Genomic DNA, 16,589 nt, shown 5'->3' with positions numbered 1-16,589 from the left:
CATTTCATTGTAAAAGTTCTATACATATTCAGTATTTCCTGCGCAGGTCTTATTCATAAGAAGCTCGCAGGCAAATCAGGATATGTAATTCAAAAAAAGATTCCTCATTTCAAAAAAGAACCCGGCTGCTGTCCGCCGTCGCCTTAGCAGGGACAAGCGGTGAACAACCAGGCTTCTTTTCTCATTACATGTCTGAAAATTAACGACGCAGTCCGAGACGCTCGATCAACGCACTGTAACGTTTAACATCAGTCTTCTTCAGGTAAGCCAAAAGTTTACGACGCTGACCGACCATTTTCAACAACCCGCGGCGGGAGTGATGGTCTTTCTTGTGCGAACGAAAGTGACTTTGCAAGTTGACGATGTTTTCAGTAAGGATAGCGATTTGTACCTCTGGTGATCCTGTATCGGATTCATGAGTTTTGTACTCCTCGATCAATTGCTGTTTACGCTCTTGAGTCAATGCCATCCTGTTCACCTCCTTCATTATAATCGCCATTAGCCTCGTAGCCGCCGGTGAAAGCGGACAACCAAGCTAAGGTTCATCGTTGTTTACACAACATAAGTCAGTATAACACAGCGCCTGTCTTATGTAAATAAATTAGCCTAACAGCTTTTTAGCCGTTTGTGCGTCATTGCCAATTTGGTTGATCAGCTCATCCACCGAAGAGAATTTGCGTTCAGGACGGATGTAGTGGTGAAGCTCCACAAGTACAGACTCTCCATAAATTTGCTGATTAAAATCAAATAGATGTACCTCAAACGACGGATTCAGCACACCTTCATGGAAAGTAGGCTTAACCCCTACATTCATTACACCGTTTATCCAACGATCACCTACTAGTGCTCGTACAGCGTATACACCCTTGATCGGAATCACGTAAGTATCATTCAGTTTGAGATTAGCGGTCGGAAAACCGATCGTACGTCCACGCTTCTCCCCATCCATTACAGTACCCTGGATACGATAAGGACGTCCCAACCAGCGAGAGGCATGCGCTAGATCCCCAGTCTGTAAAGCACGGCGAATTCCAGAGCTGCTCACCTTGTCTCCATCCAGTTCGAACGGTGGTACGGTGTGCACAGACATCAGCTTTCCCCCCAGCGTCCGAAGTGTATTCTCATGCCCTGCTCCCCGGTGGCCAAACCGAAAATCAAAGCCTACTACCGCTGTTCGAATTTGCAATGGAAGCAGCACGTCGCTCATAAACGCCTCAGGGCTGACCTTGGAAAATTCTTCGTTAAAACTCAAAATATAAAGTACATCCACACCCATATCAGCCAGAATAGTCTGCTTGTCCGCAAGCGGTGTTAAATAACCTTCATAATCGCCTTTTTTCATGACTTCCTTCGGATGAGGGTGAAATGTCATGACAGATACCGGCATTTGCTGTTCACGAGCCAGCGCAACGGCCTCGCGTATCACGCTTGCGTGTCCAAGATGAAGACCATCAAACTGACCGATCGCCGTGACCTGTGGACGTCCCCATTGCTGCAAAAGCTCATCACTCAATGGATAAGATAACGATACGGTAATCATTATTAATTCACCTGCATTTCACATCATTTGACTAACTTCGTCAAAATTATAGCACAATTCAAGGTAAGAAAAACGTCTATCGACGTAATTCACGGAAGCCAGACCACGTCTAGCGGAAGTTTTTCTTGCGATTATAGAATTGTTCAGCTCCCCTGAAAATCTATAAATTCTATAATCTTAAAAAAACTTTAATGGGAACAATCGCGTCTGATTCATCCCGACCAAATATGCCTAAAAACGTTTTATCCTCTTTATACAAACGGAAGGGCTGGTTGTCCGTCACAGGTGGTGAAATCATATTCAGCGACAGGCGTTGGCCTTGCAGAGCCGCAGTTACCTTGGCTTCAGCCACTATATGCTCAGGCATATAGTCAATCGCCTGATCCGTTGTAATAAGTCGCTCTCCAAGACTGCCATCCGCTACGAAACGCTCTATCTCTTCGAAAGTCAGACAACGTTCCGCAGGAATTCCCGCAGACATGGTTCGCTCCAGCTTAACCATCGTTGAAGGATATCCTAATTCACGGCCAATATCAACACACAGTGTACGGATATAAGTACCTTTGGAGCATAAGGCACGAAAAGAAATATCCACATACGCCCCCGTCTCCGCGAATCCCGTCATCTCCAACTCATAAATGCTTACTTCACGGCTTTGGCGCTCAACAGTTTTGCCTTCTCGAGCCAGCTCATATAGACGCTTGCCGTCCACTTTTAGCGCGGAGTACATTGGAGGCACTTGGGAGATCGTACCAACAAAATGCTTCAGAACCGCTTTGACTTCCACTTCCGTCACCTCTACTGGACGTTCACTTTCTTCCGTAATTTCCCCAGTCAGGTCCTCGGTATCCGTGGCAATGCCTAATCGCAGTGTAGCCCGATATTCCTTGGGCCGCTCTTGCATGTATTCCACCACGCGGGTGGCACGTCCCAGACACAAGGGCAAAACACCGGTTACTTGCGGATCAAGCGTTCCAGTGTGTCCGATTCGCTTCATACCTAATAAACGGCGAGCCTTGGCCACCACATCATGAGAGGTAAATCCAGCAGGTTTATAGACTGGTAGGACGCCTTCCCAAGTTGCCTGTTCCTTCTTTATCGGGTTCATAGCTCAGACTTCACCCGCCCTACAACTGTCTTAATGATATCTTCCAGTTTACCCTCTAGCCGACAGCCAGCCGCACGCACATGTCCACCGCCTCCAAATGATTGAGCCAGCGCGGCTACATCTACATTCCCTGCCGATCTCAAGCTGGCCTTGACCGCTTGATCATTAATAACCTTAAAGAAAATGCCTACCTCAACACCACGAATATTTCTTGGGTAATTCACGATGCCTTCCAAGTCCTCATTTACAGCGCCACATTCTGTCATATCGTCAGGTGATACAACGACCCAAGCGACTTTTCCATCCTCCGACATCGTGAGCGTTTGCAATGCTTTTGTCAGCACCTTCATTTGTGGAAAGGTCATCTCTTCGAGCAATTTCTCGGATAAAGAGGGACCATCTACACCGTAAGTAAGTAGCTGTGACACCGTAGACATTACTTTCGGTGAAGTGTTGGAGTAGCGGAAACCTCCTGTATCCGTCAGCAACCCTGTATATACAGCCGTTGCTACTTCGACGTCCCAGGTTACTGCAAACTCTTCCAGTAGATCAAAAAGAATTTCCGCTGTTGCTGCAGCATCCGACTTAATCACATTAACTGTACCATAAGCATCATTTGTTGGATGATGATCAATATTCAGGATAATGGCATCTTCCGTAAAAAACTGCTCTGTCAAACCAACACGACGGTAATCCGCACAATCTACACAAATGATCCGATTGTATTTCCGTTCTGGCGGTTGCTGGCTCATATCCATAATCTCATCGGCATGCCATAAAAAATCCATGCGCTTGGGAATAGGTCCCTCATTCAGCATGGTAAATTTCTTCCCCAGACATGAGAGAAGCCAGCCCACCGTTACGGTGGAGCTGACTGCGTCTCCGTCCGGCTGTACATGCGATACGATCAGGTAATCATCATGCTCCAGAATAAATTCCTTCGCTTGTTGAAGCGCCTGTTCATAGGTATGCATTGCCTTCTCCTTTACATTCAGTTCATGGTTCCTTCAGACAAACTAAAAGTTTTATTTTTCATCCTTGTCGATATCACTCAGCAGTTTTTCAATTCGACTGCCGTAAGCAATAGATTCGTCAATTTTGAAAATCAACTCAGGAATATGGCGCAGCCGTATCCGTTTGCCGAGTTCAGAACGAAGATAACCGTTCGCTTTGTCCAATGCTTTCAGGGAAGAATTTTTTTGTTCTTCATCCCCGAGCACGCTCAAGTATATTTTCGCTTGGGACAAATCATTTGTAAGATCGACACCCGTTACCGTGATAAAACCGATGCGGGGGTCTTTTAATTCAGTTTGGATAAGTTGGCTTAGCTCCTTCTTGATCTGCTCGCCAACCCGACCTGTACGTATTTTAGCCATGGATGCTCACCTCTCTGCCGTTAGCGCTCCACTGTTTCCATGACGAACGCTTCAATAATGTCGAGTTCCTTAACATCATTATAGCCATCAAGGGTAATACCGCATTCGTAACCTTGGGCAACTTCTTTTGCGTCGTCCTTAAAGCGTTTCAGTGAGTCGATTTTACCTTCAAAAATGACGATGCCATCACGAATCAGGCGTGCTTCTGCTGAACGGGTAATTTTACCGGATGTCACCATACAACCAGCGATCGTACCGACTTTAGTAACTTTGAACACGTTACGTACTTCAGCATGCCCAATCACATTTTCTTTATATTCAGGATCCAGCATGCCCTTCATGGCTTGCTCTATTTCTTCAATGACATTGTAAATGACACGGTGTAGACGAATGTCCACTTTTTCAGCTTCCGCTGTAGATTTCGCCTGGTTATCCGGACGAACATTAAAACCAATGACAATAGCATTGGAAGCTGCTGCCAAAATAATATCGGATTCGGTGATTGCTCCTGCACCACTGTGAAGAATTTTAACGCGCACACCTTCGACTTCAATCTTGTTCAAGGAACCTTTCAACGCTTCGACAGAACCTTGCACGTCACCTTTAATAATGACGTTCAGATCCTTCATTTCGCCATCCTTGATGTGTTGGAACAGGTCATCCAGTGTTACGCGTGTATTACTGCCCAGATCAGATTGGCGTTGTGTGATCGCACGTCTGTCAGCAATAGCACGAGCTTTCCGCTCATCCTCAAACACCATGAATGGATCACCAGCAAGTGGAACCTCTGTCAAACCAGTAATTTCAACTGGAGTGGAAGGTCCTGCTTCCTTAAGACGACGACCTTTATCGTTGACCATGGCACGCACACGTCCGAAGCAGTTACCCGCTACGAAAGCATCGCCGACTTTCAGTGTACCATTCTGAACGAGGATACGGGCTACAGAACCGCGGCCTTTATCCAGCTCTGCCTCGATGATGGTACCACGTGCCCGTTTGTTCGGGTTTGCTTTGTACTCATTCACTTCAGCTACGAGCAGAATCATTTCGAGCAGGTCTTCCAGACCCATTCTTTGTTTCGCGGAAACGTTGACGAAAATCGTATCGCCACCCCACTCTTCAGGTACCAATTCATATTCAGTGAGTTCTTGCTTCACTTTATCCGGGTTGGCATCCGGTTTGTCGATTTTGTTCACAGCTACGATAATTGGCAGACCTGCCGCCTTCGCATGGTTAATAGCTTCGACTGTCTGTGGCATAACACCGTCGTCAGCTGCAACCACGATAATCGTCATATCTGTCACTTGAGCACCACGTGCACGCATAGCGGTAAAAGCTTCGTGACCCGGTGTATCCAGGAAAGTGATTTTTTTGCTATTAATTTCAACTTGGTATGCACCAATATGCTGTGTAATACCGCCAGCTTCGCCACCAGTTACATTAGTCGAGCGAATGGCATCCAGCAAAGTTGTTTTACCATGATCGACGTGACCCATAATCGTTACAACTGGTGGACGTGTTTTCAGATCCGCAGGATCATCATTTTCTTCCACCGTTTCAAAACGATCTTCTTCGACCGGAATTTTCACTTCTACCTCGACACCAAAGTCTCCGGCAAGCAAGAGAATAGTATCCATATCCAGTTCCTGGTTAATGGTCGCCATCGTTCCGAGCATAATCAGCTTTTTGATGACTTCTGACGCATCTTTATGAAGAAGCTTGGCAGTTTCGCCTACGGTCATCTCACCACGAACAATAATTTTCTTTGGCGTGTTGTCGATTTTCTCGCGACGTTCCTGTTGTTGACCTTTACCACGATTGTTAAATTTCCCACCACGATTGCTACCACCGCGATTATTGCCTCCACGACCACCGTTACCACCGCGTCCGCCGCCTTGACGGTTATCGTCAAAACGTCCTTGACCGGAACGGTTACCACCGTTGTTGGAGTTACTGCCTGTACGGTTGCCACCACTACGGTTCGCATTGTTGCTACCTGTGGAGGATGATGTTCTTACAGCCGTACCACCCTGACTACTTCCCTGAGGGCGTGAGTTAGTGCTTTGGCTACCTTGAGGACGCGAACCTGTGTTACCGCCGGGACGCTGTTGTCCTCCCTGTTGTTGACCATTACTGCGGTTTTGTGTACTTTGCTGACCAGTGGGTCTGCTAGTACTTTGTTGACTGCGGTTTTGACCGCCCTGCTGACTGCTTTGCGCTTTTGGAGCGCTGCTTCGGTTACTGTTTTGGTTGTTGTTTGTCCTATTCATACTTACCTGCTTTTCCTGTTGATTTTTGGTTTGCTCAGTTGAATGATTAATATTCTGGCTTGAACCGGCCTGATTCGAGCTTACTTGCACCGTACCTGCTTCGCCTTGCTTGGCCGCAGCATTGGATTTAATATTCTTAAAAAAACTTTCCACTTTACCTACGGCATCATGTTCCATGACGCTCATATGGTTGTTCACGGGAATATCCAGCCGTTTAAGAATGGTGATAATTTCTTTGCTGCTCATGTTCAACGATTTGGCGTATTCGTATACCCGCACTTTGTCTTTGTTTTCTTGTTTACTCAATATACTCCACCTCCGACATTATCCCCGTATGTTTCTTGATCAATTTCGCGAATCCTTGATCCGTCACAGCCAGCACAACCCGTTCAGGCTTGCCGATACTGCTTCCCAAGCTTTCCCGGTCAAATCCTATCATTAAGGGGATTTTGTACGTCCCGCATTTGTCGCGGAATTTCTTTTGAGTATTCATTGAAGCATCTTTCGCAAGAATGACCAGCTTGGCTTCTGAAGACCTGATCGCTTTATAAACGATCTCATCACCTGTTAGCAGCTTGCCAGCTCTCATGGCAAGACCCAATCCAGACAGCGCCTTATTCATCCTGCACGCTGCCTTGTGCCGCCAGGAATTCTTCCTCGACGGCAGCAAAATCACGACTTAGCTGCTCATAAATATCAGGATGAACCGAGTGCTTCAATGCTCGATCCAGTGCCTTGCTCTTTTGAGCCAGCTTGAAGCAGGCGGCTTTGCCGCACAAGTAAGCGCCGCGTCCCGACTTTTTGCCAGTCAAGTCAATCAACACTTCGTCTTCAGGGGTTTTGACGACACGGATCAACTGCTTCTTTGGCATCATTTCATGACAGGCCACACATTTGCGCAAAGGTATCTTTCTCTGTTTCATGCATTAACCCCCCTACACTCCGCTTAATCTACAGAAACGGAATCCTGATGCATTTCATCGGTGGATGTTCTCGGTCTGCCGAGTTCTTCCTCCGCCTGTGTTTCACTCTTAATATCAATTTTCCAACCCGTAAGCTTAGCAGCAAGGCGAGCATTTTGTCCTTTGATACCAATAGCAAGAGAAAGCTGATAATCAGGCACAATAACACGCGCCATTTTCTCTTCTTCAAACACCTGCACTTCGAGCACCTTGGATGGACTCAGCGCATTAGCCACGTATTCATCAACATTATCGGAATAACGTACAATGTCGATTTTTTCGCCACGCAGCTCGTTCACAATAGTCTGTACACGTGTTCCTCTAGGACCCACACAAGAGCCGACCGGATCCACCTCGGCGTTACGGGAATGAACCGCGATTTTAGAACGGAAGCCTGCTTCACGCGCTACGGAACGAATCTCTACAACACCATCAAAAATTTCAGGCACTTCGAGTTCGAACAAACGCTTAAGCAGACCCGGATGTGATCGGGACAGCATAATTTGCGGTCCTTTGGTTGTGTTTTCTACTTTGGTAATATAAGCCTTAATTCGATCCAGATGGCTAAATTTCTCATTAGGCATCAATTCGCCTAACGGGAGAACCGCTTCCACCTTACCAAGATCAATATAAATGTTACGTGGGTCTTGGCGCTGTACAGTTCCTGTTACAATATCTTCTTCCTTGTCCACAAACTTGTTGTAGATCAGTCCCCGTTCCGCTTCGCGGATACGCTGGGTCACGACCTGCTTCGCAGTTTGTGCAGCAATCCGTCCAAAATCACGTGGTGTAACTTCAATTTCAGCGATATCTTCCAACTGAAAATGCGGGTTAATCTCACGAGCCGCAGGCAATGAAATCTCGGTGCGAGGATCCAATACCTCCTCAACGATCAGCTTGCGGGCATATACCTTAATGACTCCCGAGTTGCGGTTCATATCAACACGCACGTTTTGTGCGGTGTTGAAATTCCGTTTGTAACTAGAAATCAAGGCTGCTTCAATGGCCTCAAACAGCACATCCTTGCTGATCCCCTTTTCTCTTTCCAACTCGTTCATTGCTTCAATAAAATCCATACTCATGGATTACTGCTCCCCCTTTCAAATGATGCACCTGCGTACTGGTCGGCACACGAGGCAAAAAAACATGTAGTACATGTCAAACAGCAACAGTCAAATCTGAATTAAAATATGATCGCGAGCCTTGCACCAGCTACCTTGTCATAAGGTATAGCATGCTTCTTTTGTCCGCTTTGAACGGTGAGTTCCCCATCTTCAAAAGAAAGCAAACGACCTTCAAATTCCTTCAGGCCGTTGATCGGCTCGTATGTAGTAACGAATACGTTTTTGCCTACCGCTTTAGTAACGTCCTCCGCTTTTTTTAGCGGTCTTTCGGCGCCTGGTGAAGACACTTCCAGAAAATATGCTGTAGAAACAGGGTCATTTTCATCCAACTTTTGACCCAAATATTCACTGATCATACTGCAGTCGTCCAGATCAATTCCTCCGTCTTTGTCTACAAAAACGCGAAGAAACCAATTACTGCCCTCTTTGACATACTCGACATCGACCAGTTCAAAACCATGCTCTTCGAGGTAAGGTTGGGCCATTTCTTCTACTACTGATTTGATCTTTGGTGTGCTCAAAGATTATAACCTCCAAAAGTGAACTTTCCTGTGTTGAAAAAAAGATGCCCTATTGCATGGACAATGCTTCTCCATCACCGGCATTTTCATTTTCATTTGATGTAATGTTCATTTCGGGCTCACTGCAAATAAACCGGCGTACCGGTTTCGTGCCCAAAAACTACCTTTTCACGTTGTAACTGTATATCAAACAGTAAAGAGTGGGTTTCCCCACTCTTTTAGCAACGGTTTTATCTCCATGATTACCAAAAAAATTATAACATAACCGTAGTTATGTGACAAGTGCCAGAGCTTGACTACTGTGGTTCGGATTAAAACAGAGACAACTGATTACTCTCTGGAAGACCTCGAAAGCAACCCATCTGGGACAGCATTTCGACAATGGTTTTACTAGCCTTCGATTTTTGTTGAAAATCCTCGACAGACAAAAATTCACCATGTTCACGGGAGGCTGCGATGTTACGTGCCGCGTTGTCTCCAATTCCCTGAAGAGCTCCGAATGGCGGAATGAGTGAATCTCCATCCACCTTGAAGCGTGTAGCTTCGGAACGGTACAAATCAATGGATTTAAAACTAAACCCGCGAGCCGTCATTTCCAGAGCCATTTCCAGGATCGGAAGCATCCCTTTTTCTTTGGGAGGTGCCTGAAAACCGAGTTGCTCGATTTCGACAATCTTCCGCGCGATTGCATCATATCCCTGACAGCACAGCTCAATATCAAAATCGGCTGCACGTACTGAAAAGTAAGTCGCATAATATTCAATCGGATGATACAGCTTAAAGTACGCTGTGCGCACTGCTGAAATAACATACGCTGCAGCATGCGCCTTCGGAAACATGTACTGGATTTTCAGACAAGAATCAATGTACCACTGTGGCACCTTGCATTTTTTCATTTCTTCAATCCATTCAGCACTAAGCCCCTTACCTTTACGTACGCTCTCCGTAATTTTAAAGGCCAGACCTGCGTCCATGCCTGCCTTGTAAATCAAAAACAGCATGATGTCATCACGGCAACCAATTACAGTCTTGATGTTACAGGTATTATTCTTAATCAGTTCCTGTGCATTCCCCAGCCATACGCCCGTGCCGTGAGACAGTCCGGATATTTGCAGTAAATCGGCAAAAGAACTTGGCTGCGACTCTACTAGCATTTGGCGCACAAACTTCGTCCCCATCTCTGGTACACCATAGGTTGCTACAGGCGTGCGGATTTGCTGGGGTGTAACACCGAGCGCCTCCGTGGAGTTGAACATGCTCATCACCTTAGGATCATTCATTGGAATGGTCGTAGGATCGACACCAGTCAAATCCTGAAGCATCCTCATCATGGTCGGATCATCATGACCCAGAATATCGAGTTTGAGTAAATTCGCATCAAAAGCGTGATAATCAAAATGCGTTGTTTTCCATTCCGAGCTTGTATCATCGGCGGGGTACTGTACCGGCGTAATATCCTCGACCTCAATATAATCGGGAACAACGACAATTCCGCCTGGATGTTGCCCGGTACTGCGTTTGACCCCTGTACAGCCCGAAGCCAGCCTATTCAGCTCAGCCCCACGCCATTTTTTATGATGCGCCTCTTCATATTTCTTGGCAAAGCCAAAGGCTGTCTTCTCAGCAACGGTACCGATGGTTCCAGCACGGAATACACTTTTTTCACCAAACAGTACTTTCGTATAGTTATGTGCGACAGGCTGATATTCGCCAGAGAAGTTCAAGTCAATATCGGGAACTTTATCTCCCTTAAACCCAAGAAACGTTTCAAACGGAATATCCTGTCCCTCACCCTTCAGTTTGCCGCCGCAATTCGGACAATTTTTGTCCGGCAAATCAAATCCACTCGGCACACTACCGTCCAAAATCCATTCGCTATGTCTGCATTCAGGATTACCGCAAATATAATGTGCAGGCAGTGGATTAACCTCGGAAATACCGAGGAAGGTAGCGACCACAGAAGATCCAACAGACCCCCGTGAACCTACCAGATATCCATCCTTATTAGACTTTTTAACCAAGCGCTCGGAAATAAGATAGTTGGCAGAGAAACCGTATTTAATAATCGGCTCCAGTTCTTTTTCAAGGCGAGCTACAACCACCTCGGGCAATTCCTCACCATAGATAGATTTAGCCGTCTCATAGCAAGTGTTACGGATTTCCTCGTCCGCCCCATCCAGCAAAGGTGTAAACAGCTTGTCAGGGAACAACTCCAGCTCCTCAAATCGATCCGCCAACTCACTGGTATTCTTCACAACGACTTCATAGGCTTTCTCCTCGCCCAAAAACTCGAATTCTGCCAGCATTTCGTCTGTGGTGCGTAAATGCGCATCAGGCTTACGAATATCTTTTAGCGGACTAAATCCCGTAATGCCATGTATCGTAATATCACGGTACAACTTATCGCGCGTTTCCAAATAGTGAACATTGCCTGTGGCAATTACGGGCTTATCAAGTCGCCGCCCAATTTCGCATACTTTGCGTATTGCCGTTTTCAGAGCATCAGGCCCGCTTACCAGTTGTTTTTCTACTAAATGCATATACATCGTCAAAGGTTGAATCTCCAACACATCATAAAACTGTGCTATTTCCTCGGCTTCTTCCTCGGACTTGTTCAACACAGCCTCGAAGAACTCTCCTTTTTCGCAGCCAGAAATAATAAGCAGTCCGTCCCTCATTTCTGACAATTTTGATTTAGGAATGCAAGGCACACGCTTGAAATATTCGGTATGAGACATCGAAACCAGCTTGTACAGATTTTTTTTACCAATCGGATTGAGGGCATAAATACAACAATGAAATGGACGAACGGTCGATAAGTCCTTACCCACATAATCATTCAGACGATCGAGCATTTTTAAACCCTTAATTTGTTCCGCATCATTCAGCAAGCCATTCAGCACTTCAGTCAGTGCGACTGTATCGTCAATGGCTCGGTGATGGCTTTCGAGCGCCACTTTATATTTGGTCGTCAGCGTATTCAGACGATGGTTTTTCATTGTTGGAAACAGTAAACGAGCCAGTTCGAGCGTATCCAGTACCGGATTGGTCATTTCAGGCAAACTCATATTTCGAAGGGTGGCCTGGATAAAACCGACATCAAAACGCGCATTATGGGCAACCAATACAGCATCGCCAGCAAAAGCTACAAACTCCTTCATAACAGGTTCTACATCCGGCGCGTCCTTGACCATTTCATCGTTAATGTTGGTCAGTTGCTGTATATTATATGGAATGCGCTCATGCGGATTGACAAAGGTAGCATAACGATCAATTTCTTTGCCATCATGCATTTTCACAGCTGCAATCTCAATGATTTTATTCTGTGTAACCGATAAACCGGTGGTTTCAATATCAAAAACGACATAAGTCGCTGTTTTCAAATTTAATGGCTGTGCCTGCATTACAACCTCAACGGCATCATTAACCACATTGGCCTCAACACCGTAGATCATTTTAATGCCGTTTTTCTTTGCAGCCTTAGCAGCATCAGGGTAGCACTGCACTCCGCCATGGTCGGTGACTGCAATCGCCTTGTGCCCCCATTTGGCGGCTGTTTTAACGTATTGATCAATCGAGGCAACAGCATCCATTGCGCTCATCTTTGTATGGAGATGGAACTCGACTCGTTTTTCCTCTGCTTTATCCTTACGTGTGGGTGGAGCCTGTACTTCAACTAGATCAGAGGGAATCATAACCAGCTCGGGAATTTGCATAAAACGATCATATTCAACTCGACCCCGTACTTTGACCCATTTCCCGTTAGCCAACAAGCTGAGGATCTTCAGATCTTCTTTAGTTTTAGCAAACATTTTCATTTGCAGGGAATCACTAAAGTCGGTCAAATAATACGTAAACAACGTACTGCCATTGCGCAATTCTTTACTATCCAAACCGAAGATTGTTCCTTGTAAAGTGACTTTCTTCTCTTCGTCCTGAATATCTTGCATCGGAACAGCCGGTTCTTTGATGTCATAACCGAATTGAAGCCGTACGTCTCCTTCTTCTTCATCCAAAGGCGGCATTTCGGATTCCATACTTTCCATCATCTGCTGAATGACTTCGCGTTCTTCCTGCATTTTTTTCTCTTGGAATTGCTGTAACGCCTCCTGGTTACTTTCACCCACCTGGACTTTAATGCGCATAGAAAGCCCGAAATATTTATCGTAAAATTTGATGATAGCTTGATCTATCTGCTTTTTACGCGCCAGTTCCAACGACATACCGTCGCTCATCGTTAGCAATAATAGACCGTCGTCCCACTCATGCACAGCCCGATTCATCCAACCGTTAACCGATGGAATCTCACGATGTACCCACTCTAGAAAAAGTTTCCAGTATTCACTGATGATATCACCAGGCTGAATCTGCTCACTGTACTGAAAACGGAACGTAATTTTTGCGATGTGACTCATTTTTTCCTGTACTTGAATACAGAACGTACGATACACCTGAGCGGGGACCAATGTCTCCTTGGCAATGGTGATGTTCCAATCCTTATTGGTTCGGCTAATCTCCACTTGGTCAATCCAACCGTCCAAAAAATAAGGTTCAACCACTCCCGCCGGCATCCCAACTTGCTTCATTAGCAGTTCCAGCCGCTTTCTCTTTTCTTCAGCTCCGCCCATGGCTCTCCCCCCAATTTCAAATCTACCATTCTGAAAACATGAAAAGCTTCTGCGTCAAAAACATCTCCGACCGCAAAAGCTTTTCGTAGCCCTCTTCAATCCTCTTCACAACGACACATAGATCCTTCGGGACATTGTCCCGTAACAGTTACCATGTCAGCGAAGAGAATGAAGTGAGTATAGTGGTATTGCCCTACTTCTATATTAGTACGCCCGTGCGAACACTACTGTATGCTTGGCAGGTTTGCCACAGCACAAACATGTGGACTTTTGCTCGTTTGTTTTAAACGGTATATTACGGCTTGTAGCACCTGTCACTTCTTTAACTTTATCTTCACATTCTTCAGATCCGCACCAGCCTGCCAAAGTAAAGCCGCGTTTTTCTTCCATGAGAGTCTTCATTTCATCCAGCGTATCAACGGAATAGAAGTTTTCTTCCATGAAATTTTTCGCACGATCAAACATCTCCTGCTGTACCTGTGCGAGCATCGCGTGTACTTCCTCAACCAGATTATCCTGCTGCACGATTTTTTTCTCACCGCTGATACGGGATACGAGCACACAGACACCGTTTTCCATATCACGCGGCCCGATTTCCAGACGAACCGGCACACCGCGCATTTCATATTCATTAAATTTCCAGCCTGGGCTTACATCGCTGCGGTCGTCCATTTTAACACGCACTCCAGCTTGTTTCAACTGAGCGAATAGTTCATCTGCACGAGCGATAACGGCATCACGCTTCTTAGGTGGCCCAATTGGAACCATAATAACCTGCGTAGGCGCAACTTTAGGAGGCAATGCCAAACCACGGTCATCTCCATGGACCATAATCAGTGCGCCGATCAAACGTGTACTTGTTCCCCATGAAGTCGTATGCGCGAATTCCAGGTTGTTTTCACGACTCAAATATTTGATATCAAATGCAACTGCAAAATTAGTTCCCATATAGTGGGAAGTTCCAGCTTGTACTGCCCGTCCATCCTTCATCATCGCTTCCAGTGAAAATGTATCCTTCGCACCTGCAAACTTTTCAGAAGGTGTTTTCTGTCCAGTAATAACCGGAATAGCCAGAACTTCCTCAATAACCTCACGGTATACTTCCAGCATTTTCATCGTTTCTTCACGTGCTTCTTCTTCTGTTTCATGGGCCGTGTGACCTTCTTGCCACAAAAATTCACTTGTGCGCAAGAAAGGCAGCGTGCGTTTTTCCCAACGCACTACATTAGCCCATTGGTTAATAAGCACGGGTAGATCACGATAGGATTGAATCCATTTGGAGTACATATGACCAATCATGGTTTCCGAAGTCGGACGAATTGCAAGACGCTCTTCCAGCTTTTCCCCGCCAGCCTCGGTTACCCAAGGCAGTTCAGGATTAAACCCTTCAACATGCTCTTTTTCCTTTTGAAAAAAGCTTTCTGGAATGAACATTGGAAAATAGGCATTACGGTGACCTGTTTCTCTGAAGCGCACATCCATGGCTTCCTTGATATGCTCCCAAATTTCAAAACCATCGGGGCGGAATACAATACATCCGCGAACAGGGGAATAATCCATCAGTTCTGCTTTTTTAATAACATCAATATACCATCGGGAAAAATCTTCACTCTGTGGCGTAATTTCCTCGACAAACTGTTTATCGTTCGACATAGAAATGCATGTCCTCCCATACAGACCGTTTTTATATAAGTCCGTCTCTAATTAACCATTAATTAAGCGTAAAATATCGTTATACGTGACCGCAATCATAAGCAGGAATAGCATAGCAAAACCAACGAAATGGACCATACCTTCCCTACTCGGATCAACGGGACGTCCTCTTACCGCCTCCACACCAAGGAAAACAAGTCTGCTTCCATCCAGCGCCGGAATAGGCAATAAATTAAATATCCCCAGGTAAAGACTCATTATAGCAGTCCAATACGTCAACTGCTCAATCCCCTGCTTGGCAATTTGCCCTGTCACTTCAAAAGTACGTACCGGGCCTCCCAGGTCATTGATAGAAAAACGTTGGATGAGCTGGCTAAATCCTTGGAAAATAATATTGGTCGTTCTGACCATAGATTGGCCGGCAAATTTGAACGTTTCTCCCACACCTGCTTGGCGTTTTGGAAGTTCGGGTACAATACCCACCTTGCCACCCTTTTGTCCTTCCATAGCACGAGGTGTAATCGTAAGATCAAAGGTCTTACTATCACGGCGAACCGTCCACTTCATCGGCTTGTCTTGAGAATCCGCAATCAGTTTGATCATGTTTTCAACATTTGCACCAATGGCTATTCCATTCACCGATTCGATGATATCTCCCTTATGCAAATCAGCTTCAGCAGCAGGCATACCTGCTGTAATTTCACTAATTTGGACATAAGTCGGGTTGTCCACTTGTATGCCGACCATCTGAATATGCAGACCAAACAAAATAAAAGCAAGAATAAAATTCATCAGGGGTCCAGCAAAAATAGCCATCGCACGCTGTCCTACTGTTTTACTCCCGTACTGCCGATCCTTGGGTGCAATCTGAATGGATTGACCTTTGGTTACCATCATCGCTTGCGGATGTACAGTGTATTGCTGATCTTCGCCATCCACATCCAATTTTAAAGTTAATGACTGTTCCAGATCAATATCCAACACTTCGCCGCGCACCACATTTTTACGATTATCCAGTTGATCTAGATAGATGGTTTTAACGACGTCATCCGTTACGCGTACAGCAATCGTTTGTCCGGCCTCAATTTCATTGACCTCCGGATCCTCTCCCGCCATGCGGGCAAAGCCACCGAACGGCAACAAACGCAACGTAAATCGCGTCTCGTTTCTTTTATAAGAAAACAGTTTCGGACCGAAACCGATCGCAAACTCCCGTACCAGAATCCCGGCGCGTTTGGCAAAATAATAATGCCCCCATTCATGCACCGTCACTATGACGAAAAACATGAGCACCGTCATCAACACTATTTGAATCGTTTCCAATCGTTTCTGTTCCCCTTTCAATGAGATCGAGTTTGTCTTCCTAGATTATCATTATTCTCCGATCCCGCACAAGAGAATCACATT

General features: G+C 45.7%; 13 protein-coding genes. All 13 read right to left on the bottom strand.

Annotation, left to right across the window (positions count from 1 at the left end):
* Positions 1 to 199 precede the first annotated feature (199 nt).
* On the bottom strand, positions 200 to 469 hold the full coding sequence (gene rpsO, locus MHH57_RS09920) for a 30S ribosomal protein S15 (protein WP_007430074.1): 270 nt from the start codon (positions 467 to 469) through the stop codon (positions 200 to 202).
* Between the two features lie 132 nt (positions 470 to 601).
* Positions 602 to 1,540, bottom strand: coding sequence for a bifunctional riboflavin kinase/FAD synthetase (locus MHH57_RS09915; protein WP_029517026.1), 939 nt, complete (start codon positions 1,538 to 1,540; stop codon positions 602 to 604).
* A 169-nt stretch (positions 1,541 to 1,709) separates the two neighbouring features.
* Entirely contained in the window at positions 1,710 to 2,648 is a 939-nt protein-coding gene (gene truB / locus MHH57_RS09910) for a tRNA pseudouridine(55) synthase TruB (protein ID WP_209948039.1), read from the bottom strand.
* A complete protein-coding gene (locus MHH57_RS09905; protein WP_029517024.1) occupies positions 2,645 to 3,622 on the bottom strand; it encodes a bifunctional oligoribonuclease/PAP phosphatase NrnA in 978 nt (325 codons plus the stop codon). Before MHH57_RS09905 ends, truB begins: the two co-directional genes overlap by 4 nt.
* 51 nt (positions 3,623 to 3,673) lie before the next feature.
* Positions 3,674 to 4,024, bottom strand: a complete 351-nt coding sequence (gene rbfA, locus MHH57_RS09900) for a 30S ribosome-binding factor RbfA (RefSeq protein WP_010346342.1) — start codon at positions 4,022 to 4,024, stop codon at positions 3,674 to 3,676.
* Between the two features lie 20 nt (positions 4,025 to 4,044).
* Positions 4,045 to 6,600, bottom strand: coding sequence for a translation initiation factor IF-2 (gene infB / locus MHH57_RS09895; RefSeq protein WP_342435051.1), 2,556 nt, complete (start codon positions 6,598 to 6,600; stop codon positions 4,045 to 4,047).
* Positions 6,593 to 6,916, bottom strand: a complete 324-nt coding sequence (locus tag MHH57_RS09890; RefSeq protein WP_029517021.1) for a ribosomal L7Ae/L30e/S12e/Gadd45 family protein — start codon at positions 6,914 to 6,916, stop codon at positions 6,593 to 6,595. Before MHH57_RS09890 ends, infB begins: the two co-directional genes overlap by 8 nt.
* On the bottom strand, positions 6,909 to 7,217 hold the full coding sequence (locus MHH57_RS09885) for a YlxR family protein (protein WP_007430067.1): 309 nt from the start codon (positions 7,215 to 7,217) through the stop codon (positions 6,909 to 6,911). Before MHH57_RS09885 ends, MHH57_RS09890 begins: the two co-directional genes overlap by 8 nt.
* Positions 7,218 to 7,240: 23 nt before the next feature.
* Positions 7,241 to 8,338: a transcription termination factor NusA gene (nusA, locus tag MHH57_RS09880; RefSeq protein WP_013309927.1), complete on the bottom strand. Its 1,098-nt coding sequence runs from the start codon at positions 8,336 to 8,338 to the stop codon at positions 7,241 to 7,243.
* 101 nt (positions 8,339 to 8,439) lie between these two features.
* The gene (rimP, locus tag MHH57_RS09875) at positions 8,440 to 8,901 is read right to left on the bottom strand and encodes a ribosome maturation factor RimP (protein ID WP_029517020.1); all 462 of its coding nucleotides are present in this window, start codon (positions 8,899 to 8,901) and stop codon (positions 8,440 to 8,442) included.
* 311 nt (positions 8,902 to 9,212) lie between these two features.
* Complete coding sequence (locus tag MHH57_RS09870; RefSeq protein WP_209948037.1) at positions 9,213 to 13,529, bottom strand: PolC-type DNA polymerase III; 4,317 nt, start codon at positions 13,527 to 13,529, stop codon at positions 9,213 to 9,215.
* A gap of 204 nt (positions 13,530 to 13,733) precedes the next feature.
* On the bottom strand, positions 13,734 to 15,182 hold the full coding sequence (gene proS / locus MHH57_RS09865; RefSeq protein WP_039274666.1) for a proline--tRNA ligase: 1,449 nt from the start codon (positions 15,180 to 15,182) through the stop codon (positions 13,734 to 13,736).
* A 51-nt stretch (positions 15,183 to 15,233) separates the two neighbouring features.
* Complete coding sequence (rseP, locus tag MHH57_RS09860) at positions 15,234 to 16,505, bottom strand: RIP metalloprotease RseP (RefSeq protein WP_342435050.1); 1,272 nt, start codon at positions 16,503 to 16,505, stop codon at positions 15,234 to 15,236.
* Between the last annotated feature and the right edge of the window lie 84 nt (positions 16,506 to 16,589).

The sequence above is a fragment of the Paenibacillus sp. FSL H7-0442 genome (genome assembly GCF_038593105.1).
Classification (GTDB): Bacteria; Bacillota; Bacilli; order Paenibacillales; family Paenibacillaceae; genus Paenibacillus; species Paenibacillus polymyxa_D.
This window is presented reverse-complemented; position numbering and strand designations above follow the sequence as displayed.